The following is a 25,732-nucleotide window of genomic DNA, read 5'->3' on the forward strand; positions in this document are numbered from 1 at the left end:
GAATAACTTTTTCTTTCGATACTCGATTTCGGCAGCGTACCATCGAGTGATGGCCCCATCGAAAACAGAACATCGGTTGCTCGGCGGCGGCGAAACGACACCTGTCTCGAGCGAGAGCTATCGATCGAAGCGCAGGAAAAAACACCGCGGGAAAACACCGCGGGTGGCGAGGGACGATTACTCCTCGAGTCGGTCGTACACCGGCTGGCCGTCGACGATGGTCGCCATCACGTCGATCTCGTCGATCCGGTCGACCTCCCACGGGGACGTTTCGAGGACGACCAGATCCGCGCGCTTGCCGACCTCGACGGTTCCAAGCCGATGTTCGTCGAAACCAGCGTAGGCCGCCCCGTGAGTGTACGCCCGCAGGGCCTCGGTGACCGACAGCCGCTGGTCGTCGGTCGGCGCGGTGACGGCGTGGTGGATCCCGAGTAGGGGATCGAGCGGCATACAGTCGGAGCCGAACGCGAGGGGAATGTCCGCATCGAGGACGCGTCGGAATCGGTTCGTTCGCCGCCGTCGGTCGTCGCCGAGTCGATTGTCGTAGAGGCCGCCCTCGTCGGCCCAGCGGTGGAAGTTCGGCTGCATCGAGGCGACGATCCCTGCCGCGGCCATCCGCTCGAGGTGGTCGTCGGTTGCGAGTTCGACGTGCTCGATCCGATGGCGCGATCCGGCGGGGTCGCTGGTTCGCTCGAGTGCCGTAATCGTCTCCTCGATAGCTTCGTCACCGATGGCGTGGGCAGTCACCTGGAACGCGTCGGCGTCGGCCCGGTCAACGATGGCTCGAAGTTCGTCGGGATCGACGACCCACTCACCGGTGTTCGCGTCGTCGACTCCCTCGCCGTCGCGTTCGTATGGCTCGAGTAGCTTCGCCGTCCGAGCGCCGATACTCCCGTCGGTGTAGGTCTTGATCGCGCCCGTCCGAACCAGCTCACCGCCAGCGTTCGTCGTCAATCCGACCTCCGCGACGGCCTCGAGGTGGTCGGCCCAGTAGTTGATCCGCACCCGTGTCGGCAGCTCGCCCGCAGCGTCGAGATCCCGGTAGACCCGCGGCGCTTTGGAGTTGCGAACCATGTCGTGAACGCCGGTCACGCCGCGTGCAACGGCGTACTCGAGACCGGCGGTGACTAGCGCTCGGGTTTCCTCGTATCCCGGCGCGATTCCCTTTCGAACGGTTTCGGCGGCGTCTTCGACGACCACCCCGGTCGGCTCGCCGCCGGGACCACGACGCACGTCCGCCTCGGGGAGGTCGTCGGCGAAACGCTCGAGTGCGACCGAGTTCAGCGACGCGGCGTGCATGTCGACTCGAAGCGCAACGACGGGACGCTCCTCGCTGACCAGATCGAGGTCCTCGCGGGTGAGATACGCCGCGTCGTCCCACTCGCTCTCGTCGTACCCAAAGCCCTGGATCCACTCGTCGTCGATCTCGTCGGCTCGAGCGGCCAACCGATCGAGGCACTCATCGGCGCTGGTCGCCCCTGAGAGGTCCGCGTGGACCAGGTATCGGCCGAGGTTCTCGACGTGCGTGTGTGCGTCGATGAATCCTGGCAGGACGACCTGGCCATCACAGTCGATCACGTCGGTTTCGACGCCCTCGAGGAACTGGATCTCATAGGTCCGCCCGACCCGGACGATCTCGCCGTCGCGGATCGCGACCGCGTCGTGGACGGTATCGGGCTCCGTGAGGGTATGAACTTCCGCGTTCGTCAACAGCAGGTCGGCAGCCTGAGTCATACTCGAGGTGGCTCGCGCGAGCAGCAAAGTCGTTCGGTTCGCTCGAGCGAAATGCCGATGTACCTGTAGGCCGATCGAACGGTATGCTCTCCCGCGAAAATCGTGTCATCGGCGCCTCGATCGCCCTCCTGGTCGCGATAGCGTTGGTCGTCCTGCCGGTAGCCGAGGACACACTCGGACTGGCGCTGTCTGACCAACCGCTGGCCGCGTTCGTCCTCTTCGCCGGGCTGGCCGTCCTCGGTCCGCAACTGTACCTCGCGCGTACCGACGAGGAAATCTCGCCGCGAACGCGGGTCCGGTTCGCCGTCGTCGTGAGCGCCGTTTTCGCGCTGACGTTCGCAGAACCGGGCGCAGTCGACTGGAGCGAGGGGACGGCGCTGCTCGCCGACCTCGAGACCCTCCAACACGCCGTACTCGTCGTCGTCGCCGTCGGCTCGCTCGTCGGCCTCGTCTGCTATGAGTTCGTCGCCGGCTACCGCGGCAGGGTCGTGAGCACCTGACGGTCGCCCAGAATCAGCAATCCTTAGGACGGGGCGCTGTCTCTGCTGATCCATGACGACCGCCGACGACCTCGCCGACCGCGTCCGCGACGGCGAGCTTCGCATCCACGAACTCGAGGCACACGCCGACCACGACACTGCTGCCGAAGCCCGGCGGCTGGTCGTCGAACGCGAGACCGGTGTCGACCTCGAGACGATCGCCGATTACGGCTTCCCGGCCGAGACCGCCGAGCCCAACATCGAGAACATGATCGGCGCAGCCCAGGTGCCGATGGGCGTCGTCGGTCCCGCGACCGTCGACGGCGGTGCAGCCGACGGCGAGTACTACCTGCCGCTTGCGACCACCGAGGGCGCGCTGTTGGCGTCGGTCAACCGCGGGCTGTCGGTGATAGACGCGGCGGGTGGCGCAACCGCCCGCGTGACGAAAAACGGAATGACGCGCGCGCCGGTGTTCCGCGTCGACGGCGTCGCCGAGGCCGCCGAGACGGTCGAGTGGGTCGAGAAGAACCTCGAGACGCTTCGGGAGGCCGCCGAAGCGACCACCAGCCACGGCGAACTGCTGGGCGTCGAACCCTACGTGGTCGGCGACTCGGTCTACCTGCGCTTTGCCTACGATACCAAAGACGCGATGGGGATGAACATGGCCACCATCGCCACCGGCGAGGCCTGCGAGGTCGTCGAACGGGAGACCCCCGCCTCGCTCGTCGCGCTCTCTGGCAACCTCTGTTCGGACAAGAAACCCGCCGCGATCAACGCCGTCGAAGGTCGTGGCCGCTCCGTGACGGCCGACGTCGTTATTCCCGGCGACCTCGTCGAGGATCGACTCCACACCACGGCCGAGGCCATCGTCGAGGCCAATACCCGCAAGAACCTCACCGGCAGCGCCAAAGCCGGCGCGCTCGGCTTCAACGCCCACGCCGCGAACGTCGTCGCCGCGGCCTTCCTCGCGACCGGCCAGGACGAAGCCCAGGTCGTCGAGGCCGCAAACACGATCACGACGATGGACGCCCGGCCAAACGACGACGGCGGACACGACCTGTATGCCGCCGTTTCCCTCGCCTCCCTCGAGGTCGGGACCGTCGGCGGCGGCACGAAACTGCCGACTCAGGCCGAAGCGCTCGAGATCCTCGGCCTGCAAGGAGGTGGCGATCCGGCCGGCTCGAACGCCGACGCCCTCGCGGAGGTCATCGCCGTCGGTACACTCGCCGGCGAACTCTCCTTGCTCGGTGCCCTCTCCTCGCGTCACCTCGCCAGCGCCCACGAAGAACTCGGCCGCTAATTGGTTGGACCTGTTCGACGGCGGCTGCTCGGCCCTCGATACAGTGTTCCGCTGAGTGTTCGTATCGCTGGTACTCGGTTAGCCGGAGGCGAGAGAACCGATTCGACGCCTACTCGTCTCGCGAGAGGAGCCAGAACACGATAGCGCCGAGAACGAACGCAAGACCGACGTTGACGGCAAGTCCGAGGACACCGACGCCGACGACGAGCGCGAACGAGCGCCCGTCGTCGACGCGGGCGAACGCGGCCCGACCGAGCTCGAGGGCGACGACCACGAGCAACACGCCGAGCAGGGCCATCGGGAACGCCGCGAGCAGTGCGCCAGCGGCGACCAGCGCGAGTGCGAGGTAGCCAACGCCAAGCAGGACGTTCGCTCCGGCGGTTCGCGCGCCGAAGGCGTACTTGCCCGCGAGCCCGCCGCTGCCGTGACACATCGGGACGCCGCCGATCGGAACCGCCGCGAGGCAGGTGACGCCCATGCTCCGTGAGAGCGAGTCAGCCGAGACGTCCCGATCGTAGAGGTCGCCACACAACAGGGCGGTCGCGATGGCCGCGTTCCCGACGGTCATCCCAAGCTGGGCGGCGGTCCCCTCGAGTGCGGCGGTCGACAGCGTTGGCGTACCGGCGGGGAACAGCGCGACTTCGGGCACGCGAGGCGTGGGGACGCCGGCCGTCGCGACGGCGGCGACGCCGCCGAGGGCGAGTACGACGAGCACGCTGGTCTGCTGGCGTCCCACGAGCGCGAAGCCGGCGACGACGGCGAAGCCGGCGACGGCGACGGAGACGTTCTCGAGCGAGAGGCCGACGGCGGACTCGAGCAACAGCAGGGCAACGGCGAACTGGACACCTCTGACGACGGGTTCGCCGACGACACGTTGAAGCCGACCGACGAGGCCGAGTCGGCCAACGACGAGCAAGACGCCGCCGGCAAGCAGCCCGGCCGCCGCGAGTTCGGCATACGAGAGGGCCCCAACCATAGCGAGCCCAACCAGGGCTTTCATCGGCTCGACTGACAACGGCATCCCGTAGTACAGCCCCCAGACGATCTGGAAGAGTCCGAAGCCGATCAGAACGTGGGGCAGCGAAACGCTCGTCGTCATCGCAAGAGCCACGATCAGCGGCAGGACTGTAACCGAATCACCTAGCGCACCCGTAAGTTCTCGAGTGGAGAACTCGAGGCCTGTTTCGGCCGTAGAACCGAACGAGTACGCCATCTGGTGAGATTATTTGCTCGAGACTAATTACTGTTTGCAGAAACCGAAGGTGGTTTCTGGTAGAGTCGCGTGGGAACGGTCGCGATTACAGGCAGCTACTCACAGCGCATCGAGGGGTGGTGGACCGGCTCGACGAGAAGCCGTGATCAGCACGCCTAAGACGGCTCGGAAACCGTCGTGCACCATGACCGACCTCGGAAAGATCGACCGGACGGTTTTCGAACGGACGATCGCCCCACGACTCGGTGCCGACCGGGACGACGTCACGCTCGAGCCAACCCACGGCGTCGACTTCGGTGTCGTCGACGTCGACGGCCGCGCCCTCGTGACGGCGACCGACCCCATCTCGATCCTCCCGCCGCTGGGCCTCGAGCGCGCCGCCCGATTTGCCCTCGATCTCGTGCTCGCGGACGTCGCCGTCAGCGGAATCGCGCCGTCGCACCTCTCGATCTGTTTTACGCTCCCCGAGGAGCTGACCGACGAGCAGTTCGCCACCGTCTGGGAGACGATTCACACCGAGTGTGTGGACCTCGGCGTCGCCGTCGTCACCGGCCACACGGCCCGGTACACCGACCCGTCGTACCCATGGGTCGGCGGCGCGACCGCGATGGGCGTCGGCGACCACGACGAGATCGTCCGCCCCGACGGCGCACGCGAGGGGGATCGACTCCTCCTGACGACCGGCCCGGCGGTCGAATCCGTCGGACTCCTGAGTACGCTCTTTCCCGAGCAGCTCGAGGTTCCCGACGACGTCGTCGCCGACGCCCAGGACCGGCTGGAGGAGGTGTACTGCGTCCGGGACGCGCTGACGGCGGCCGCTGCGGGTCCCGTGACGGCGATGCACGACGTCACCGAGGGCGGCCTCGCCGGCGCGCTGTGTGAGATGGCCGACGGCGCGGGCGTCGGTTTTACCATCGACCGCGAGGCCGTTCCGATGCGCCCCGGCGTCGCCGAGGTCTGTGCGTCCCTCGAGATCGACCCCTGGGCAGCGACGAGCTGTGGCTCGCTCGTGATCGCAGTCGATCCCGACGGGGCCGACGACGTCGTCGCCGCGCTCGAGGACCGGGGGACGGTCGTCGCCGAGGTCGGCCGCGTCGAGTCCGCGTCGGGATCGACACCGGGAGTCTCCGTCGACGGCGAGCCACTCGAGCATCCGGGTGTGGATCCGTCGTGGGATGCGTACGCAGAGTTGGCAACCGAATGATTCTTCGCGACGGCTCGGCTAGGCACAGTGTCTGCGACCGAGCGAGCGCGGTCCGCCTCGCGTTCAGGCACAGCGACTACGGAGCGTACGAATGACGACGACACAGCTATTCATCGAGGTCGGCACGCAACTCGAGGAGACGTCGGGATTACTTCAATACGGGCTGGTGGCGCTGTTCGCCGCGATTCCGATCGTCGAGATTTTCGTCGTCATCCCGATCGCGATCGGGCTCGGGCTCGATCCACTCGTGACCGGCGTCGCCGCGTTCGCCGGCAACACCGCCTCGGTCGTGTTACTCGTCGCCTTCCAGCAACGACTCGCAACGTGGTGGCACCGACGACGTGGGACGGCGGCCGACGGTGACGGCGTGGGTGGACGCGCTCGAGCCCGGCGAATCTGGGATCGGTACGGACTGCCCGGACTCGCCCTCGCGGGACCGGTCGTTACGGGCATCCATATCGCCGCACTCGTCGGACTCGCCGCCGGGAGCAAGGCTCGAGCCGTCGCCTGGTGGACCACTGTCAGCATCGGCGTCTGGACCGTCGTCTTCGTCGTCGCCTCGGTGTACGGGCTCTCGCTGCTCGGAATCGCATAAGACCGAACGGGTCGGCGATCGACCGTCGCTCCCGACGCGATGTTCGACCATCACCGCTTTGTATAATCGCGTAATATTCGAGCATATGAAAGCTCCAGCCCCCGAGCACCGACCCATCGCGCTGACGATCGCGGGCAGCGATTCCGGTGGCGGTGCGGGTATCCAGGCCGACCTCGCGACGTTCGCCGCCCACGACGTCTTCGGCACCACGACGATCACCGCCGTGACCGCCCAGCACACCCGCGGCGTCGAATCCTCGTTCGTCCTGCCGTCCGAGGAGGTCGCCACCCAGCTCGAGGCCGTCCTCGGGGATTTCGACGTCGGCGCAGCGAAGACGGGAATGCTCGCAACCACCGAGATCGTCGACCTCGTCACGGAGCGCGCCAGCAACGTTGCGTTCCCGCTGGTCGTCGACCCCGTGATGGTCGCGACCACCGGTGATCGACTGCTCGACGAAGCCGCCGAAACGGCCTACGAGGCCCTGATCGCCGAGGCGGCGCTCGTCACCCCGAACGCCGACGAGGCCGAGGTGCTGACCGGCATCGCCGTCGAAGACGATGCGAGCGCACGGGACGCTGGTGAGGCCCTGCTCGAGCTGGGGGCCGACGCCGCGCTCGTCAAAGGCGGCCACGTGCCCGGCGAGACCGTCCGCGACCACCTCGTGACCCCAGAGGGCACGACGACGTTCGAACACGAGCGCGTCGACACCGAGGCGACCCACGGCTCCGGCTGTACGCTCGCCGCCGCTATCACTGCACGACTGGCCCGCGGCGAGGATCTCGAGGGGGCCGTCGGCGGGGCCACGGACTTCCTCGCCCGGGCGGTCGAGCACCACTACGACGTCGGGCACGGGCCGGGTGCGGTCAACCACGGCGTCGATCGGTAGTCGAACGGAGGCTGCGCGGACGACGATTCGGTCCGGGCTCGAGTCTCGTCGCTGCCATCGCGTCTTTTACCCCGCTTACGGCTCTTCTTCGACTGCGTCGTGACCGCCCTCGGCTGCTGTGCCGTCCTGCTCGAGGTACTCACCGCGGATCACGAGCACCGGATCGACGGTTCCCTTCGCGAGCGTCTTCGCCCGATCACGGAGGATAAACCGGCGTATCGAGGGTCGACTTTCACCGACGACGAGCAAGTCGTGGTCGGCTGCGGCCTCGAGAATCCGTCGCGTCGGCGAACCATCGGCGACGAGGGCAGTGTCGATTCGGTCGCGGTCGACGCCGGTGACCGCGAGTTCGTCGACTGCCGTCTCGAGGAGTGTCCGTCCGTGTTCGCGGTTGCTCTCGTCGACGACGTGGAAGAACGTCACGTCGAGGTCGGTCCCCTCTAAGAGCGTCCCGACGAGCGTGGCGATGTACTCGAGAGCGACGTCGCCGCGGAGGGCCACGAGCACCGACTCGAGGACGGGCGCGGGATTGAGCACGAGTACGGCGTCACAGCGCTCTTCGACCGCGACGCGTTCGAACGTTTTGAGCCGATCGTGAGTGAATACGAGTCGGGTCGTCACGTCGAGGCAGCCAGCGGCCTCGAAGACGTCGTGGAGCGTCTCGAGGTCGGTGTGGGCGCGCTCGCCGTACTGGTCGCGAGCCTGGTCGGTGCCGACCTGGTCGGGAAGCTCTCGGTAGCCGAGCAAGACGATGGGAACCGACGCGAAGGCCTCGACGACGGTTTCGGGTACTGCCTCGCCGCCGAGGACGTCAATCGGGAGCAGAACGCGATGATCTCGAGGCCCAGCCATGGTGGAGGTGTGACCTACCACGGCTGGCCTAATAGTACCCCGACGGCCCCGAGCAGTCGCCCGATCACGACCGCTGTCGAACCCGCAGGATTTTAGCGGTGGAAGGACAGTCACCGGGTATGACCGAGGCGACGGGGATCGTCGGTGAGTTTCTCTCGCTCAAAGCGGGCACCGACGCTGACGTGCTGGCGATGCAGTGTGGGGATTTCTACGAGTTCTTCGGCGACGACGCGGAACTGGTCGGCGACGAACTGGACCTCAAGGTGACCTCGAAGTCTTCACAAGGCCAGTCGTATCCGATGGCTGGGGTTCCACTCGACGACCTGACGCCGTATCTCAAGGCGCTGGTCGAACGCGGCTACCGGGTCGCCGTCGCCGACCAGTACGAAACCGACTCCGGCCACGCCCGCGAGGTCGTCCGCGTCGTTACGCCGGGGACGTTGCTCGAGACCACCGACGCCGACGCCCAGTACCTCACAGCAGTCGTCGGCGACGCCGCCGACAGTTCGGACGGACGGTCCGCTCGAGGGTCGTCCACCGACGCCGCTTACGGCCTCGCGTTCGCCGACGTGACGACCGGCCGGTTTCTCGTCGCCGAAGCCGACGACGTCGACGGCGCGCTGACCGAACTCTACCGCTTCGACCCGGTCGAAGTCCTCCCCGGCCCCGATGCCCGAACCGACGACCGCCTGCTCGAGACCGTCCGTGAGCGCTTCGACGCAACGCTGTCACTCCACGAGACGGAAGCGTTCGCCCCGAAACGCGCCGCCCACGCGGTTCGCGATCAGTTCGGCGCCGAGACCGTCGATCGACTCCCCGTCGGCGAGCGAGCGGTCGCGGCCGCCGGAGCCGTTCTCTCGTACGTCGAGGAGACCGGCGCGGGCGTGCTCGCCTCGATGACGCGAGTTCAGGCCCACCACGGCGACGACCACGTCACGCTCGATGCGACCACCCAGCGCAACCTCGAGCTAACCGAGACCATGCAGGGCGAGCGCGACGGAACGCTGTTCGCCACCATCGATCACACCGAGACCAGCGCGGGCCGCCGGTTGCTCAAGGAGTGGCTCTGTCGGCCCCGCCGCTCGCTCGAGGTGCTCGAGCGCCGTCAGGAGTCTGTCGCCGCGCTCGCGTCGGCCGCGCTTGCACGCGACGAACTGTGCGACGCCCTCGGTGCGGCCTACGATCTGGCGCGGCTGGCGTCGAAGGCCAGTCACGGGAGCGCAGACGCGCGCGATCTGATCGCGGTCCGCGAGACGCTGGCCGTTCTGCCCGCCGTGGCCGAGACGATCGCCGCGACGCCCGACCTCGCCGATTCGCCGCTGTCAGAGATCGTCGAGCGGCCGGATCGGGCGGCCGCCCGCGAGCTACGCGAGACGCTCGAAACGGCTATTGCCGCGGAGCCGCCGTCGACGGTGACCCAGGGCGAACTCTTCCAGCGTGGCTACGACGACGAACTCGACGACCTCATCGACCGCCACGAGGCGGTTCGTGAGTGGCTCGACTCCCTCGCCGACCGTGAAAAGCGCCAGTACGGCCTCTCACACGTCACCGTCGACCGCAACCGGACCGACGGCTACTACATCCAGGTCGGTAAATCCGCCGCCGACGGCGTCCCCGACCACTACGAGGAGATCAAGACGCTGAAAAACTCCAAACGGTTTACCACCGACGAACTCGAGGCCAAAGAACGCGAGATCCTCCGACTCGAAGAACAACGTGGCGATCTCGAGTACGACCTCTTCGAGGAACTGCGCGAGGACGTCGCCGCGGGTGCCGAACTGTTACAGGACGTCGGTCGGGCGCTCGCGACCGTCGACGCCCTGGCGAGTCTGGCGACCCACGCCGCGGCGAACCGCTGGGTGAAACCCGAGTTGCACCGAGGGGATCGACTCGAGATCGACCAGGGTCGTCACCCCGTCGTCGAACAGACCACCGAGTTCGTCCCGAACGACGTCGGGTTGGATGGCGAACGGAGCTTTCTGGTCGTGACTGGACCCAACATGTCCGGTAAATCGACGTACATGCGCCAGGTCGCGTGTATCGTTCTGCTGGCACAGATCGGCAGTTTCGTCCCCGCACGTGAGGCGAACCTCGGCCTCGTCGACGGCATCTTCACCCGCGTGGGCGCGCTCGACGAGCTCGCCCAGGGACGATCGACGTTCATGGTCGAGATGAGCGAACTCTCGAACATCCTGCACGCGGCGACCGAGGAGTCGCTGGTCATTCTGGACGAAGTCGGCCGCGGGACGGCGACGTACGACGGCATCTCGATCGCCTGGGCCGCGACCGAGTATCTACACAACGAGATCGCGGCGAAGACGCTATTTGCTACCCACTACCACGAGCTAACTGGCCTCGCTGAAACCCTCCCCCGCGTCGCCAACGTCCACGTCGCTGCGGACGAACGCGACGGCGACGTCACCTTCCTTCGGACCGTCCGCGAAGGGCCGACCGATCGCAGCTACGGCGTTCACGTCGCCGAGCTCGCGGGCGTCCCCGACCCCGTCGTCGACCGCGCCGAGGTCGTCCTCGAGCGCCTGCGCGAGGAGAAAGCCATCGAAGCCAAAGGCAGTTCCTCGAACGAGCCCGTCCAGACCGTCTTCGACCTCTCGAGCGGCCAATTCCGCGGTTCGGTCGACGCCGATGGCGGCAAGCGAGCCGACGGATCGGCAGCAGACGACACCCCGATCGATCCCGAGACGGAGGCAGTGCTCGCGGACCTCGAGTCCGTCGACGTAACCCGGACGCCACCCGTCGAACTCGTCGCGAAGGTCCAGGAGTGGCAAGACCGACTCGAGGGCGACACGGGAAGCCACTGACGATAGTACCGTCGACGCCGTTCCCACATTCGACGAGGCGGCCAGCGCCAGCCGAAGGCCGATCAGAGAGTCGTCAACTGGCGAGGTCGCGCTGGGCACGTCGAACCCGCAGGGTCACGACGGCGATGTAGACTCCGCCAGCGAGCAACAGGAGGTAGCCGGCGAGCATCCGCGGCCCGCTGGAGGCCGGCGCGAGCGAGAAGAGGCCGACGCCAGCGACACCGTAGGCGAGCGCGAAGTCCCGGCGGCCGTAGGCCCCGTGGAGGACGGCGAGGGCGGCGAACGTCGCGCCGAAGGCGGTGATCGCCACGACCGTCGGATCGAAACCGAAAATCGAGTCACCGACGAACCGACCGTAAACGTACGCGCCGAGTGCGACGACCGTTCCGATGCCGATGACCGTCCCCTGTACGTCCTCCGACTCGTCCATTGGCGTTTCGTTGGGTCGCCCCGCCCAAAGCCCTGCCGTTCGAGTGTCGGCCGGGTCGAGTCCTCAGAGGAGCCGATAGCGCCCGCGACTCTCGCTCGCCGCCCCCCGTCGAACCAGTTTCTCGAGCGCGCGCTCGGTGTAGCCCGCCGAGACGCCACGTTCGCCCGCGTAGGCGATCACGTCCGCCTCGGTCGGCTCCTCGAGATCCGCGAGGGCGGCCTCGACGATTTCTTTCTTGCTCCCGGTCGCCGTCGAACCCCGCGGGTCACGGTCGCCCGCCGCCTCGAGTTCGTCGACGTCCAATCCGGAGGCCTCGAGGTACTCGTCGTCGTCGACGACACCGTCGGCGACGTCGGTCGCTAAGTCCCCGAACGAGGGCAGTTCGGCGAACGCCTCGCCCTCACCCTGGCGGTTCGCGAGCATCGACGCGCGCACCTCGCGGGCGTGGTCTGCGTCGTCGGTCTCGACGAACTTCTTGCGCTTCTCGTAGGCCCGACGGGAGCCACAGCGGGGACACTGCGTCGTCTTCGATCGACCCTCGATCATCCACAGGTGCGAACACTCACTACAGCCGACGACCGCGTACATGTCTCGTCTCGAGGTGCGGGCTGCCGGTAATTCAACCTTTGGCGACCGCGGTGAACGGAGTCGCCGACGAAGGGCTGCTCGAGCGATGGGCAACCGTAGAATAATAGGTGATTGGACCCTCGCTCGAGGTGTATGGAACGCATTTCACTGTCCGACTGTGAGCCGTCGGAGGCCGCCGACGGCGTCCACCTCGCGCTCATGGCTGGCGCTGAGGAGATGAACGTCCAGCACTTCGAGATCGAACCCGGCGCGACAGTCGACGAACACAGCCACCCGCACGAACAGACCGGTTTCATCTACGAGGGGGAAGTGGTTTTCGAAAGCAACGGTGAGGAAGTCGTCTGCGGACCGGGGGATGCCTACGCGATTCCAGGTGGACAGCCCCACGCGGCCGAAAACCGCGGCGAAGAGCCCGTCCGTGGAATCGATGTCTTCAGTCCACCGCGGGACGACCCGAGCTGGCAGGACGACTGAATCGGGTCGCTGCACCGACGTCCGGTCGGGGACAGCGAGTAGCCACTGAGGCCCGTCGGGTGCGGTGTCCCCCACCGATGATCATCGGAGAGTGGCTGTGTTCGTTCCGTTGGACCATCGGTTCGCGATCATAGTGTGGCCTGGACGATCTGGGCCACAGTTGATCGGCCGACACCAGAACAACTATACTTTAGTTAGCTAAACCTGACTTTATAGCGATGTAACCTGCCACCGTTCGGGCGTCCTGTGTGCTTTGACAGCTTCACTTCAGCGATAGCCCCGATAGTCGAATCGTTATATTAATAAATTTGATATTCAAGATAATAATAGTAGTTAAAATAGAATTCAAATATGCTAGGAAATGTAGACGAAACTGAGACGTCGTCGATCGACCAACGAGCAGGTCCGTGGATCGCCTTCGCCAGAGTCTTCGTCGGACTCTTGCTCCTCTATGAGATCACGTTCGGGGGGTGGTGGAAACTCGGCTGGCCGACCACCGGAGCGAACCCCGACTGGATCGACCTCAGCGGGGGAGACCTCGGTCCGTTCGTCGGGGCCGAGGTGCAATCGGTCGCCGAACAGGCCATCGACCAGGGAACGTACGGCTGGTTCGAAACGCTCCTCGAGGCAGTGGTCCTACCGGCACCCGAACTCTGGGCGGCGCTCGCGTTGCTCGCACAGCTCGGTGCAGCCATCGCGTTGATCGTCGGTTTCTGGACCCGGCCCGCCGCGCTCGTGACGATCCTGTACTTCCTGCCGGTGTTTCACTTCGGGATGATCCGAACATCGCCGCTATTGACCGTTCCTGTCGCGTTCGCGTTCGTCGCGAACGCCGGGCGCTACTACGGCCTCGACGGGCTCCTCTGGAAGCGAGACTGTACACTCGGACGAGCGACGCGAGCGGTCAACGCACCGCTACCGATTCGACGTGAGTGGTATCCAGGCCTCGCCGCCATCGCCGCCGTCGTCGGCGTCTACTACCTGCTGACGATTCCCGAGATGGTCGACACCCGCGTCCATCTCACGGCACTCGAGATGACCGTCCTCGCCGGACTCGTCGCCGGCGGACTCTCGTTCGTCTATCGCGGCCGAGAACCGGTGACGGTCGCCGCTGACGCCCTCCGGGTGTTCGTCGGCTACCGATTCCTCCAAGAGATCGTCGTCCGGTCCGAACCCGGTGCGAACGCCCTACCGGGTTGGGCGAGCGTCGAGGCACAGACGGAGGTGTTCGCAGGAATCGCCGAGGCCCACGTCGCGCCGGTGGGAGCGTTCATCGAACTCGCCGTGTTACCGGCGATGAGCGCCTGGGTGCTCGCGTTCGCCGCCGTCCAGACCACCGTCGGCGTCGCATTGCTGGTCGGTTACCGAACTCGAGTCGCCGGCACCGTCGCGGTGGTCTACCTCACGGCGTTGACGGCGCTCGGACTCGTTCGACTCGCCCCGCTCGTGTTCGCGAGCGCCATCGTTGCGGCGACGCTCGCTGGCCGACACGCCAGTCTCGACGCCGTCGCCGGGCGGACCGCTCGTCCCCCGGCAGTGCCGACCGCCGCGTCGCTGCCGGCTGTCGCGGTCGGCGTCGTGTTCCTCGCAGGCGCAGCAGTCATCGGGATCGACCCGACCGCTGGCTACGGCGCTATGGCCGGCCCGGTCGCTCTCGTGATGCTTGCGTTCGGCTGTCTCACGCTCGCGGCCGTCTCGAGTCCGCAGTCGCGTCGGTTGGCAAGAGCCGAATCGACGGCCGCGGCTGACGACTGACCGGTTCGAGGACACGGCCATCGTAGCAAACACTCACGAATACCACGGAGTTTTATACGCCCCGTTACAAGGACTGACGATGGCAACCGAGCAGCGATCGGTGACGTTCGGACGCGTCGGCGAGTACGTGAGACGACTGGGGCCGACCTGGCTTGCAGGTGCAATCGCCGCCGGACCGGCGACGATGGTCAGTCTGCTGGTCGCTGGGGCGAGTTTCGGCTACACGCTGTTGTGGGTGGTCGTCCTCTCGGCGGTGCTCGGGACGTTCGGGCAGTATCTCGCGATGCGGCTCGGGTTGCTTACCGAGGCGGGAATCGTCTCGGTCGTCGAGGAGCATCTGGGCTCGTTCTGGGCGTGGGTGCTCGTGATCGACGTCGTCCTCGCGGCAGGACTGGCACAGCTCGCGATCATGCTGACGCTCGCTGAAGTCAGCGCGACGATGGTCGGGAGCGCAGGCGTCGGAATCGCGCTCCTGGCCGATGCTCGGTTCTGGGGCGTGACGTGGGCGCTCGTGCTCGCACTCGGGCTGGCCGGTGGCGGCTACCGGATCGCCGAACTCGGCGCGAAGGTGCTCGTCTCGCTGGTCGTCCTCGCGTTCGTCGCGTCGGTCGCCGTCGTTCCGATCGAACCGGCAGAGGTCGCTACGGGCGTCGTCCCCGAGATCCCCGGCGTCGGCGGTGCGGTCGTCGCGGCAGGCATTCTCGGCGGTGCTGTCCACATCACGTTGTTGACCATGCAGAGTTACACGATGCGGGCTCGAGGCTGGACCGCCGACGATCAGGACATCGCGACGTTCGACGTCGTGAGTTCGATGCTCGTCGCCTTTGGCGTCTTCAGCCTCGCCGTCTTTCTCGTCGCGGCGAGCGTCCTCCCCGCGGCCGGGGTCGATCCAGCGACGATCGACGAAATCGCGGCCGCCGAAGCACTCGGGCCGATCGCTGGCGATCACGCGATGTGGTTGTTCTTACTCGGTCTCCTGGGTGCGGCCGTCTCGACACTTGGTGGAAACACGATCGTTCCGCCGTACCTGCTCGCCGATAAACTCGGCTGGGAACAGTCCATCGACGATCCGCGATATCGCGGGGCGATCGTCGTCGTTGCACTCGCTTCCGCAGTCGGGGCGTTCCTCGGTGGTGCGTTCTTTCAGGTGCTCGTTCTCGTCCTCGCGTTCGGGCTCGTCGGCACCCCCTTTGCGCTCGCCGTGATACTCTATCTGCTGAACGACCCCGACGTGGTTCCGGAGACGAACTCGCCCGTGGCGAACGTCGGCGGGCTCGTCCTCTTCGCCGTCGCAACGATTCTCGCCGGTGAGTTCGTTCTCGAGGAACTCGAGACCGTCACCGAGCCCGTCTCGGCGTTCGTCGTCGCCTTCGCGATCGCGATGGGGCTTGCGATCTGCGGTCTCGTCGTGAAGTACGCTCGAGAACGCGTAGACCGGACGTGAAACGCGCGGGCTCTCGAGGAGTGCGTACGCATCTGCCGGTCAGAGTCCGACGTTGAGCGCGTACGGCCATGGGACGGTAGCGGCGACGACGAACGCGAGCGCAGCCCCCGCACCGTAGACGTTCTTCAGAAAATGGGTCAGTTCGTCCTGTGTGTCTTCCTCGGGGACCGCCCAGAAGTCGTGCATCAACACTGCAGATGCGACTAAGAACACGGCGAGCAGGCCTGCACCAATCGCGGGCACGACGCCGAGCACGATCGAGAGCCCACCGAAGATCAAGAGCCCGCCACTTCCCAGAACCGACAGCCGAGGGGCAGGAAGGCCCTTGTACTCGGCGTACTGGGCCATCGAGTCCGTGTCGAGGAAGTGGTTCACGCCCGTAAACGCGAGCACGCCGCCGAAAGCGACGCGCGCGAGCAAGAAGAGGACATCCATACCGGTCGTCTCGAACATCAGCGGCCACCCGCTACTGGTTCGCAGTCGTCGTCGATTCTCGAGTTGCTGTCTCGTCTTCTCATGGTACCAGATCGTTCGACTCGGGCCGAATTATAGTTTCTTGGACATGTATGTCACCACGTAACGTCGATGTCCGTAAACCGGTCGCGACGAGCGTTCTCACTCGAGTCCGAATCCCGGTAAAATCAGACCATACTATCGTGTCGACACTGGCACACCCGGACAGCCCTGAGACGAAACGGTCGTCACGGCCTCGAGTTCACGAGCGCTTTGTGCATCTCGACGTGTGGAATGCCCGCCTCCTCGAACACGTCGCTCGAGCGGTCGTACCCCAACGCCTCGTAGAAGTCGGCGGCGTGCGTCTGAGAGTGGAGCACCAGCGTCTCGAGGTCGAGTGCGACGGCTTCGTCCTCGACGGCGGCCATGAGCGCGCGACCGATCCCTTCCTCGCGCCGTGAGTTCAGGACGGCAACGCGTTCGACTTTTCCGGTTTTAGGCTCGTACTCGCGGAGCCGGGCCGCACCGACCGCCTCGTCGCCATCGTAGGCGACGAAATGGACTGCATCGGCGTCGTATGCGTCGTACTCGAGTGTCTCATCGACGCCCTGTTCGGCGACGAACACCGCGTGTCGAACCGCGAACGCGTCTGCCCGTTCGTCCTCGTCGGCGACTACCCGTACGTCGACCATCGACGGGTCGTAGGCGACCGGAACCCGAGAGCATTACGGACCTGAAACATCGAGCGCGGTACCGAGCCGGAACGGTCGGAGCCGACGCGCTCTCCGTCAGTATCGTTGCTGGAACCGGAACACCTCCTCGAAGAACGGCTCCCGGCGACGCTCGAGGAAGACGAAGTGTGTCCCGCCCTCGAGTTCGACGTAGCGCTTGCGATCTGCGGCCGCGCCGACGGCGTCGTAGAGGTTCAACGCTCCTTCGCGATCGATCGTCCCGTCGCCGGAGGCCCGGATGACGAGCGTCGGATCGTCGACATGTTCGGGGTGATAGGTCGCTTGCTGGAGCACGAGCGGGTTGGCAACCGTGTCCGGTTCGGCGAGTCGCTGGTTCGACTCGACGATCGGCTTCCAGACACCATCTAAGACCTCCTGGGCCGTGTATTCCTCGCCGCCGAGCCAGTCGTCGACGGCCGCCTCCTCCGGGAGCTCACCGGTCAGCGCCGCGTCGAACTCGTCGCGGGTGTGCGGAAGGTAAAACGGCCCGTCAGGGTCGACACCAACCTCGAGCGTCTCGAACGAACCCCCGGCGAGCGTGACGGTCGCGTACTCTGGATCGCCGAGCGTGTAGACGGCCCGACCACGCCAGACGCCGCCCGAGAGCCCGACGTAGTGAATGCGGTCGAATCCCTGTGTCTCGCGCAGCCAGTGCGTCATGGCGAGGAGGTCTCGAGCCTCGCGTTCGAAAGAGAGTCCAGGGATGTTCGCCTCGGGCGGTTCGTCGTACTCGGGTGGCCGGTCTGACTCGCCGTAGCCGCGCATGTCGGGAGCGAAGGTGGCCTGGCCGCGTTCGGCAGCGTACGGCAGCCAGCCGAACTCCGGCGCGACGGGCGGGTCGAACATCGGGACCGCGCCGTAGGTCATCCCGTGGACGAAGATAACCGCCTCTTCGGGATCGGCGGCGGCCGTCCGCTCCCACACCCGGAGCCGATAGCCGTCGTCCATCGTGAGGTCGTGTTCCGTCAGGTCACCGTCGTTGACCGTTTTGGGCGTTTCACGGTCGTATTCGTTACTCGCGCCGCCCGTCGCAGCCGTGCCGAGTGCAGCAGTCCCGGCAGCACCGGCCAGGAACGTCCGTCTCGAGGGCGATGGTGTGTTGTCATTTCGCATGGTAAGTACAACGATCCAACGAGTCCGAAGATAACGCTACTCGATCGTTTCGAGAACGTACGTCGTGGGTCCTACGACTCTCACGGCCAGCGAAACACGTTCGACGAGAGCCGATCGGTGTCGCTGGAGCCGCCGGACGTCCCAGGTAGTGTATGCGTGAGTTTCAGCGGACGGGCGCTCGAGCTACGAGCGCGTTGGGCCGCCCGTTTCCGGTCGACGTGGCTAGTACGTCGTGATTTTGAAACGGACGACCGTCCCGCTGCAGGACCGATGCCGACTCACTCCATGTTCAGTGCGTCCCAGCGACCGATCCGAGGACCACCGTGGTCGCCGGAGACGTCTTTCTCATCGTCGGGGTCGTCCGTCTCCTCGCGCGTCTCGAGGTACGTCGCGAGCTGGTCTGCGTACTCGGCGATCGCCGTCCGCGCCGCGTCGTCTTGCAGTGCGACAGCTTGTACGACGTAATCGGGCACCTCGAGCGCCGGCTCTCGCGTCTCGGCGTAGGTCGCAATCGTCTGCAGTTCCGCTGGTGAGTGCTCGGCGAACCGCTCGACGAGAAACGACGGCATCTCGTCTGCTGGCTCGGGTGAAGATGACATACACACGAATACGAACTATGACCCATAAGCTTTGGTTACTGTTCACAGTCGGAGCCGACCGACACGAGTCGCTACACTCGACAGCACAACGAAAAAACGAGAAGAGAGATCACGGCCGTGCCGTACGGGTGCGAAAAGTTGGCTTACGCCAGTGTTTCGATGAGTCCGTCGAAAGCCGAACACCCGAGAAGCGAGGTTATGCGAGCTTCTCGATATTCGCGACGACTTCGTCTGCGAACTCGCTGGTGGCGAGTTTCTCGGCGTCCTCGAGTTGTCGTTCGAGGTCGTAGGTGACCTTCCCGGAGGAGATGGTCTCCTCGACGGCGTCCCGGACGAGGTCGGCAGCGTCGTGCCAGCCCATGTACTCGAGCATCATGCGCCCCGAGAGGATCATCGCGGTTGGGTTGACCTTGTCCTGGCCTTCGTACTTGGGTGCCGAACCGTGGACGGGTTCGGCGAGCATGCGGCCCTCGCCGAAGTTGCCACCGGGGGCGATGCCGAGGCCACCGATCTGGGCACCACAGGCGTCGGACATGTAGTCACCGTTTAAGTTCATCGTCGCGACGACGTCGTACTCGTCGGTGCGGGTCAGAATCTGCTGGAGCATGTTGTCCGCGATGCGGTCGTTGACGACGACGGCGTCTTCTGGCGCTTCGCCGTCTCGCTCTTCCCAGAGAGTGTCCTCGGTGATGACCTCGTCGCCGTACTCCTCTTCGGCGACCTCGTAGCCCCAGTCGCGGAACTGGCCTTCGGTGAACTTCATGATGTTCCCCTTGTGGACCAGCGTCACGGAGTCACGGTCGTTCTCGAGGGCGTAGTCGATGGCCTCGCGGACGAGTCGCTTCGTTCCGAACTCGGTGATCGGCTTGACGCCGATGCCGACGGGGCCGTCGTGGATGACGCCCGTTGCGCCCATCTCGTCTTCGACGAACGCCTTGACTTGCTCGACTTCGTCGGTGCCGGCTTCCCACTCGATGCCGGCGTAGACGTCCTCCGTGTTCTCACGGAAGGTGACCATGTCCATCTTCTCGGGCTCTTTGACGGGGGACGGAACGCCGTCTAAGTGGTAGGTCGGGCGGACGTTCGCGTAGAGGTCGAGCAGCTTGCGCAGCCCGACGTTCAGCGAGCGGAAGCCAGCGCCGACGGGCGTCGTCAGCGGACCCTTGATGGCGACGCGGTGGTCTTTGATCGCCTCGACGGTCTCCTCTGGCAGGTTCTCGTCGTACATCTCGCGGGCGGACTCGCCAGCGTAGACGCGCATCCAGTTGATCTCGCGGCCGGTAGCTTCTGCGGCAGCGCCGAGGACCTTCTGGGCGGCCGGACCGACGTCGCTTCCGACACCGTCACCGTAGATAATCGGGATGATCGGGTTGTCGGGGACCTCGAGTTCGGTCTCGGAATCCGCTTTCAGCGTGATCTTTTCTCCCTCTTCGGGGACTTCGATCTTGTCGTAGCTCATTTCGTCTGTACGGTGCTCGGACGGTGGGTAAAAGACCTACCATTTCCGTCCGTGAGGGGGTCCGGTATCCCGCCTCCAACCAGTACGGGGTCACCAATCGTCCGGAAACCGAGTCGTCACCGGCGTCAGACGGGTAAAAAAGACGAACGATCGTGAACGTCGGGAGGCCGGGTGACGGTGTGCGTCTCGGCGATTGTCGCGAGGCCAAACGTCGTCTGACGGAGGACAATCCGGGAACGTCGGAGACCATGGGTTGTAAACGCAATGAGGGTTGGATGTCAGTACACGCTGAACAGTGGTCGCCGTCCAGTACGACGTGAGACTGCCGAGTACGAGACGAACTATGCGTATGCTTCGGACAGCAGTATCACTCGCGGCTCGTCTCGACGTCGTCCGGGATATCGTCGTGAAGCCCCTCGCCGGGGTCCCGCCGTGGGTGTCGCCAGTAGCGGGCGATGACCACTACGCCAGTAACGATGAGGATGATCCCGAGGCCACCCAGCAGTGCCAGCTGGCCCGCAGCCAGCCATCCCTCCTCGAGCGCCACCCACAGCATTGCAAGGGCGGAGATTCCCCAGACAACGAGCGTCGTCCCGACGTCTACACGGTCCCGGTCAGCATCGAACGCCAGCCGTCCCAGTGCGATCACGCCCAGCACTACACAGAAGACAACGAGCAAGGCGACCGGCGTCATCGTCGCCGTGGTTCACAACCGTCCGTCGTAAGTGTGGGGGTTTTACCCCGACTGTTCTCGAGTGGCTCGGGACGGACGACCGCGGCCGTTTCGAACGTCGTATACGTCAGGTTCGAGAACCACTGTCACATGCAGGTGCTCGTACACGGTGGCGCCGGAACCGAACCAGACGACCCCGAAACCAGACGAGCCGTTCTCGAGCAGGCGGCCGCCGACGGCGCGGCGGAATCGACCACGGTCGACGCGGTCGAGGCCGCCGTCAGGGTTCTCGAATCGTCGCCGCGGTTCAACGCTGGCGTGGGCGGCGCGGTCCAGAGCGACGGCGAGATCCGAACCGACGCGGGGATCATGACCGACGATCGCGCGGTCGGTGCAGCCTGTTCGATGCCCGGCGTCGAACACGCCATCAACGTCGCCCGTGTCGTCATGGAGGAGACCCCCCATGGCTTCGTCTCCGGCGAGCACGCCATCAGGCTAGCCGAAACGTACGGGATCGAGACCGGCGTCGACCTCTGGTCCGAGCGCACCCGCAAGCGGTGGGCTGAGCTTGATCCAGCGACGGGCGTCGACGCCGAACTCGAGTGGATCCGCGAGCAGTACGGACGGTCGGACCCGGACGGCCGCGAGGACGGTGACACGAGCACCGAAGAGCCCCCTGCAGACCTCGATCACGACACGGTCGGCGCGGTCGCTTTCGACGGAGAGTCGCTGGCTGCGGCGACCTCGACCGGTGGCCGATGGCTCGCGCTCGCGGGTCGCGTCGGCGACGTCCCGCAGGTCGGCTCCGGCTTTTATTGCTGTCCTGCGGCGGCGGTCAGCGCGACGGGAGCCGGCGAAGATATCGCCCGAGTCACCCTGTCACGCCGGGTCGCACGCCACGTCGAGCGTGGTCTCGAGGCCAGCGTGGCCGCCGAACTCGCCATCGAGGAGTTCGCCGAACTGACCGGCTCGACGGCTGGCGTTATCTGTATCGACGCACGTGGAACGCTGGGTTCGGCGTACAATAGCACCGCCATGCAGACCGCTCGAGCCTCGAGCGGCGACGACTGAACCGTCACCGCCGGATCGTCGACCGAGGGCAAACCAGGACTGACCGATCGTTCGGCCTCAGAAGTTCGACGATCATCGTATGGGGGATTTATTATCGTCGAAAACAGCTCATCGAGTATGTCCAACTCGTCGAACCGTGCGACTGGGACCTGTCCAAGCTGTGGAGCAAGGCTATCGAACGTGCAAGGGCTTTCGGCCTGTCCCGAATGTGCGTGGATCGAACGACGAGCACAGATCTGAGACACGGGGCCACCACGAGAGTCATACTGGCAGACGGAACTCGTGTGAGGATTCGTCGCTCCCGTCCGCCGAATGCGCTTCAGTAACTGCCATCTGACAGTATCACTGCCGGTCGGCGCAGCCGACTGGAGCCGCGAAATCGGGCCGGGAACGTTCGAGAGCGGAACCTCTTTTTGTCGACCAGTCCAACCCCGGTGCATGACTGAATCCGAGGTGGACCTCGAGGCAACGCAGTACGAGAAACACCGCGAGGCGGGTGAGATCTTGGCCCAGGTACGCGAAGAGACCGCAGACCGTGTCGAGGTCGGGGCGAGCCACCTCGAAATCGCCGAGTATGCCGAAGATCGCATCCGCGAACTCGGCGGGAAGCCGGCGTTCCCGGTCAACATCTCGATCGACGAGGAGGCTGCCCACGCGACCCCGTCGATCGACGACGAGACGACCTTCGGCGAGGAGATGGTCAACCTCGATATCGGCGTCCACGTCGACGGCTGGCTCGCCGACACGGCGATCACGGTCGACCTCTCGGGAACCCCCGAACTCGCCGAAGCATCCGAACAGGCGCTCGAGGCTGCTATCGAGGTCGTCGAACCGGGCGTCGACACCGGCGACATCGGTGCCGAAATCGAGGACGTCATCGACGGCTACGGCTACAACCCCGTCGTCAACCTCACCGGTCACGGACTGGGCCACTGGGAACAACACACCAGCCCCAACATCCCGAATCGGGCGGTCTCCCAGGGGACGACCCTCGAGGTCGGCGACGTCGTCGCCATCGAGCCGTTCGCCACCGACGGCGGCGGGAAGGTCACCGAGGGTGCCAAAGAAGAGATCTACGCGCTCGAGCGTGAAGGCACCGTTCGGAACCGGCAGGCCCGCCAGGCGCTCGAGCAGATCACCGAGGAGTTCCGCACGCTGCCGTTCGCGACGCGCTGGCTCGAAACCGACCGCGCCGAGATGGCAGTGCGCCGGCTCAAGCGAAACAACGTCCTCCACGGCTACCCCGTCCTCAAAGAGGACGACGGCTGTCTCGTCAGCCAGAAAGAACACACGGTCATCGTCACCGAAGACGGCTGTGAAGTGACGACGAAGCGATAGAGGGGCGTCAGAAACGACGGTTCGACCTCGAGTCGCCCCTCGAGCGGCGTATCGATACGAGTAACGCGGTGAGCGGGCGCTTACTGTCGCTCCAGTCAAAAATCGTCGGCCCACTAGCCGGTTGTGTCGGTGAATCGTCCTGGATGAATCGGGCGAATCGTCCAGTATCGAAGACGGTCGATCGGGGACGGACTGTACTTGCGCTACTCGATGTCGCGGAACAGCCCGTTTCGGAGGTCACGGCCGAAGTAGTAGCCCGCGAGCGACGCGACGAGCCCGACCGCCGCGCCGATGAGCAGCGGCATCTCGAGTGAGACCGCGAGGGCCACCATCAGGTCGGTCGTCAGTAACGACGTGAGACCGCCAGCAGCAGCGCCCGCGGTCGCCAACTCGAGGTAGCGCCGTTTCGAGGTGACGAGCCCGGCGAGAAACGCGATCCCGAACGCGCCGATCAGGCTACCGATGCCAGCGAGCGGGATCACGGTATTCCCGAGAAGTAATCCGGCACCGAGGACGAGCACGAACGCGAGAAACGCTTTCGGCGAGAACAGCTCTCCAGTCGAGACCGACGGGGTGAGCCGTCCAAGTCGGGACCCGGTTCGGGTCGCCGTCGCGTCGGTTTCGGCGTCACTGGCCGGCTGGACCGAACCCGTCCGTGAGTCGGACGACTCGAGCGGTTCGCTGGCGGCGTGGTCGTCGACCTGGTCGGCACCGCCGGAGTCGGAGAGCAGCCGCTCGGTCTCCTCGAGGAGGTCGTCGGTCGAGGCCGGCTCCCGACTCTCGGTGAGTTCCTCCGAGCGATCAGTCATATTCGAGTGGATGCTCGCCGGAACCATGGACCTTTCCCCCACGGTCGCTCTCGTTCGAGGCAGGTCGCTTCGGGGCTCGTGCTGGTTCGACCCCCCAGTAACGTGAAACTGAGCAGATCGTGGTTTTTCACCATCACGTTCGCCGAGATTGCAAAATATTCTGGAAGAGTATATATAGTGGGTGACCAGTTTGTCAGGACATATGCACGCTGCTGACATGGGGGACGGACAGGGGTCGAACCGATCGTCGGCACCTCGAGTGACACTCGGGCGACGACGAACGTGGAGGGACGAAAATGGCGAGTAAGTCCGCCGAGGAGGTGACCGAGGCGGCCGACCTCACCTATCCCGCGACCGACTGGCGGGGCTTCTTTGCGAACCACTTCGGGCCGTCGATGCTATGGGCGCTGATCAGCATCGGTGCCAGTCACATCGTGCTCGCACCGACGCTCGGCGGTCACTTCGGGCTGTGGGCGATCTGGGTGTTCGCGATCATCTACCTCGCAAAGTACGGCGCGTGGGAACTCGGCATCCGGTACAACTACGGCGTCGGGCGTAACCCCGTCGAGGCCTACGGCGACTTGCCGGGGCCGGGCAACTGGATGCAGTGGTTTACCGTCGCCGTGTTCACGATCGCCTACTCGGGGATTACGGCTGCCGTCGGCATGAGCACCGCGGCCTTCGTCGCGGCGTTGACGCCGCTGTCGTTCACCTGGTCGTTCGTCGTCTTCGTCGGCCTGGCGGGCGTACTCGTCTTTTTCACCCGCTACTCGCTGCTCGAGAAGATCCTGATCGGCTTCACCATCGCGCTCGGGGTATTCATCCTCGTCGCCGTGCTCGTCGGCCCGCCGTCGGCCGACGTAATCGCAGCGACGGCGTTTACCTCGCCGGACCTGACCGGGCCGCTGTTCGTCGGGCTGTTCGCGGCCGCGGCCGGGTTCGCCCCGACGGGGTTCAGCACGAGCGTCCTGATCGGAAGCTGGAGTATGGCGAAAGGCGACGGGGCCGTCGAACTCCGAGAGAACGGCCTCGATCCGACCGACGAACGGTACCACGACTACATCGCCCAGTGGATCGAGACTGGCCGCCGTGATTTCAACATCGGCTACGCGTTCAGCTTCCTGCTGATCGTCGCGATGGTCGTGCTGGCGTCGAACGTCCTGTATCCGGAGCCGCCGGCCGACGACAACCTTGCGCTGACGATCGGCACCATCGTCAGCGGCTCGTTCGGCGAGTGGTCGTACTACGCGATGGTGATCGGCGCGTTCGCAGCGCTGTACTCGACGGTCATCACGCTGCTCGATGGTGCCTCGCGGGCGACTGCCGACACGCTGCCGCTGGCGCTCGAGCGCCCCGAACTGGACAGCGAGCGGATCAGAAAAGCCGTCGTCGTCGGGATCGTCGCCGTCAGTTGTTCAGTCGTCGTGGCGCTGGGAACGGTTCCCGTCACCTTCCTGATCTGGATCTCGGCGATCCTGGCGATCACCGAGATTCTGTTCTATCCGGCGAACTGGTACATCGTCCGTGAACATCTCCCCGAGGCGTTCCAGCCATCGACTGGGTGGGTCGTCTACTACGTCGTGAGCCTGGTGCTCGTGTTGCTTTTCGGGGTCATGGGGGCCGCCTCGGAGTTCGGCTACGTCTAGGCAGGTACCGACGCGAATCAGTCGGGACCCGTTCGATCCGCGACTCGAAACGTAACTGCGTTTTATC

General features: G+C 65.5%; 23 protein-coding genes and 1 pseudogene. 12 read left to right on the forward strand and 12 right to left on the reverse strand.

Annotated elements, in window-relative coordinates:
• Window positions 1–177: 177 nt before the first annotated feature.
• Window positions 178–1,734 (reverse strand): amidohydrolase, encoded by a 1,557-nt coding sequence (locus AArc1_RS16200; protein ID WP_117365347.1) that lies wholly within the window; start codon window positions 1,732–1,734, stop codon window positions 178–180.
• A gap of 83 nt (window positions 1,735–1,817) precedes the next feature.
• Between AArc1_RS16200 and AArc1_RS16205 the strand changes: the two genes are divergently transcribed.
• Together AArc1_RS16205 and hmgA are read left to right on the forward strand one after the other, a co-directional pair.
• Window positions 1,818–2,234, forward strand: coding sequence for a hypothetical protein (locus tag AArc1_RS16205; protein ID WP_117365348.1), 417 nt, complete (start codon window positions 1,818–1,820; stop codon window positions 2,232–2,234).
• A gap of 52 nt (window positions 2,235–2,286) precedes the next feature.
• Window positions 2,287–3,513 carry a hydroxymethylglutaryl-CoA reductase (NADPH) gene (gene hmgA / locus AArc1_RS16210; RefSeq protein ID WP_117365349.1) on the forward strand — a complete coding sequence of 409 codons (1,227 nt, stop codon included), beginning with the start codon at window positions 2,287–2,289 and terminating at the stop codon, window positions 3,511–3,513.
• A 109-nt stretch (window positions 3,514–3,622) separates the two neighbouring features.
• Here hmgA and AArc1_RS16215 read toward each other — a convergent pair whose 3' ends face one another.
• Window positions 3,623–4,726 carry a putative sulfate/molybdate transporter gene (locus tag AArc1_RS16215; protein WP_117365350.1) on the reverse strand — a complete coding sequence of 368 codons (1,104 nt, stop codon included), beginning with the start codon at window positions 4,724–4,726 and terminating at the stop codon, window positions 3,623–3,625.
• Window positions 4,727–4,910: 184 nt separating this feature from the next.
• Between AArc1_RS16215 and AArc1_RS16220 the strand changes: the two genes are divergently transcribed.
• From AArc1_RS16220 to thiD, 3 genes and pseudogenes are all read left to right on the forward strand, one after another.
• Entirely contained in the window at window positions 4,911–5,930 is a 1,020-nt protein-coding gene (locus AArc1_RS16220) for an AIR synthase family protein (protein ID WP_117365351.1), read from the forward strand.
• Window positions 5,931–6,021: 91 nt separating this feature from the next.
• The gene (locus tag AArc1_RS16225) at window positions 6,022–6,525 is read left to right on the forward strand and encodes a small multi-drug export protein (RefSeq protein ID WP_117365352.1); all 504 of its coding nucleotides are present in this window, start codon (window positions 6,022–6,024) and stop codon (window positions 6,523–6,525) included.
• Between the two features lie 85 nt (window positions 6,526–6,610).
• A pseudogene (gene thiD, locus AArc1_RS16230) lies at window positions 6,611–7,405 on the forward strand (bifunctional hydroxymethylpyrimidine kinase/phosphomethylpyrimidine kinase); the annotation flags it as partial.
• A gap of 81 nt (window positions 7,406–7,486) precedes the next feature.
• Here the strand turns inward: thiD and AArc1_RS16235 are convergent.
• Window positions 7,487–8,263: a universal stress protein gene (locus tag AArc1_RS16235; RefSeq protein ID WP_117365354.1), complete on the reverse strand. Its 777-nt coding sequence runs from the start codon at window positions 8,261–8,263 to the stop codon at window positions 7,487–7,489.
• A 119-nt stretch (window positions 8,264–8,382) separates the two neighbouring features.
• Here AArc1_RS16235 and mutS point away from each other — a divergent pair, with 119 nt between their 5' ends.
• Entirely contained in the window at window positions 8,383–11,082 is a 2,700-nt protein-coding gene (gene mutS, locus AArc1_RS16240) for a DNA mismatch repair protein MutS (RefSeq protein WP_117365935.1), read from the forward strand.
• A 73-nt stretch (window positions 11,083–11,155) separates the two neighbouring features.
• On the opposite strand, the gene AArc1_RS16245 is transcribed toward mutS, so the two are convergent.
• Entirely contained in the window at window positions 11,156–11,512 is a 357-nt protein-coding gene (locus tag AArc1_RS16245) for a hypothetical protein (protein WP_117365355.1), read from the reverse strand.
• A gap of 63 nt (window positions 11,513–11,575) precedes the next feature.
• Entirely contained in the window at window positions 11,576–12,100 is a 525-nt protein-coding gene (locus AArc1_RS16250) for a DUF5817 domain-containing protein (protein WP_117365356.1), read from the reverse strand.
• Window positions 12,101–12,232: 132 nt separating this feature from the next.
• Between AArc1_RS16250 and AArc1_RS16255 the strand changes: the two genes are divergently transcribed.
• From AArc1_RS16255 to AArc1_RS16265, 3 genes are all read left to right on the forward strand, one after another.
• Window positions 12,233–12,574, forward strand: a complete 342-nt coding sequence (locus tag AArc1_RS16255; RefSeq protein ID WP_117365357.1) for a cupin domain-containing protein — start codon at window positions 12,233–12,235, stop codon at window positions 12,572–12,574.
• A 351-nt stretch (window positions 12,575–12,925) separates the two neighbouring features.
• Entirely contained in the window at window positions 12,926–14,329 is a 1,404-nt protein-coding gene (locus tag AArc1_RS16260) for a DoxX family membrane protein (protein WP_117365358.1), read from the forward strand.
• A gap of 79 nt (window positions 14,330–14,408) precedes the next feature.
• Window positions 14,409–15,773: an NRAMP family divalent metal transporter gene (locus AArc1_RS16265; protein ID WP_117365359.1), complete on the forward strand. Its 1,365-nt coding sequence runs from the start codon at window positions 14,409–14,411 to the stop codon at window positions 15,771–15,773.
• A 39-nt stretch (window positions 15,774–15,812) separates the two neighbouring features.
• Here the strand turns inward: AArc1_RS16265 and AArc1_RS16270 are convergent, their stop codons facing one another.
• The 6 genes from AArc1_RS16270 to AArc1_RS16295 all read right to left on the reverse strand — a co-directional run bounded on the left by AArc1_RS16270 (window position 15,813) and on the right by AArc1_RS16295 (window position 20,822).
• A complete protein-coding gene (locus AArc1_RS16270) occupies window positions 15,813–16,226 on the reverse strand; it encodes a DoxX family protein (protein WP_117365360.1) in 414 nt (137 codons plus the stop codon).
• 248 nt (window positions 16,227–16,474) lie between these two features.
• Window positions 16,475–16,918 (reverse strand): GNAT family N-acetyltransferase, encoded by a 444-nt coding sequence (locus AArc1_RS16275; RefSeq protein WP_117365361.1) that lies wholly within the window; start codon window positions 16,916–16,918, stop codon window positions 16,475–16,477.
• 96 nt (window positions 16,919–17,014) lie between these two features.
• Complete coding sequence (locus AArc1_RS16280; RefSeq protein ID WP_117365362.1) at window positions 17,015–18,070, reverse strand: alpha/beta hydrolase; 1,056 nt, start codon at window positions 18,068–18,070, stop codon at window positions 17,015–17,017.
• Between the two features lie 278 nt (window positions 18,071–18,348).
• Window positions 18,349–18,669 (reverse strand): hypothetical protein, encoded by a 321-nt coding sequence (locus AArc1_RS16285; protein ID WP_133412292.1) that lies wholly within the window; start codon window positions 18,667–18,669, stop codon window positions 18,349–18,351.
• Between the two features lie 196 nt (window positions 18,670–18,865).
• Window positions 18,866–20,128, reverse strand: coding sequence for an isocitrate dehydrogenase (NADP(+)) (gene icd / locus AArc1_RS16290; RefSeq protein WP_117365364.1), 1,263 nt, complete (start codon window positions 20,126–20,128; stop codon window positions 18,866–18,868).
• A gap of 367 nt (window positions 20,129–20,495) precedes the next feature.
• Window positions 20,496–20,822 (reverse strand): hypothetical protein, encoded by a 327-nt coding sequence (locus AArc1_RS16295; RefSeq protein WP_186336614.1) that lies wholly within the window; start codon window positions 20,820–20,822, stop codon window positions 20,496–20,498.
• A gap of 129 nt (window positions 20,823–20,951) precedes the next feature.
• Between AArc1_RS16295 and AArc1_RS16300 the strand changes: the two genes are divergently transcribed.
• Both AArc1_RS16300 and map read left to right on the forward strand, forming a co-directional pair.
• Window positions 20,952–21,872: an isoaspartyl peptidase/L-asparaginase gene (locus AArc1_RS16300; protein ID WP_117365936.1), complete on the forward strand. Its 921-nt coding sequence runs from the start codon at window positions 20,952–20,954 to the stop codon at window positions 21,870–21,872.
• 438 nt (window positions 21,873–22,310) lie between these two features.
• A complete protein-coding gene (gene map, locus AArc1_RS16305; RefSeq protein WP_117365365.1) occupies window positions 22,311–23,210 on the forward strand; it encodes a type II methionyl aminopeptidase in 900 nt (299 codons plus the stop codon).
• A 203-nt stretch (window positions 23,211–23,413) separates the two neighbouring features.
• Here map and AArc1_RS16310 read toward each other — a convergent pair whose 3' ends face one another.
• A complete protein-coding gene (locus AArc1_RS16310; protein ID WP_186336615.1) occupies window positions 23,414–24,019 on the reverse strand; it encodes a hypothetical protein in 606 nt (201 codons plus the stop codon).
• 296 nt (window positions 24,020–24,315) lie between these two features.
• On the opposite strand from AArc1_RS16310, the gene AArc1_RS16315 reads away from it, so the two are divergent.
• On the forward strand, window positions 24,316–25,665 hold the full coding sequence (locus AArc1_RS16315) for an Nramp family divalent metal transporter (protein ID WP_117365367.1): 1,350 nt from the start codon (window positions 24,316–24,318) through the stop codon (window positions 25,663–25,665).
• The last annotated feature ends 67 nt before the right edge of the window (window positions 25,666–25,732 follow it).

It is taken from the genome of Natrarchaeobaculum sulfurireducens (assembly GCF_003430825.1).
Lineage (GTDB): Archaea > Halobacteriota > Halobacteria > Halobacteriales > Natrialbaceae > Natrarchaeobaculum > Natrarchaeobaculum sulfurireducens.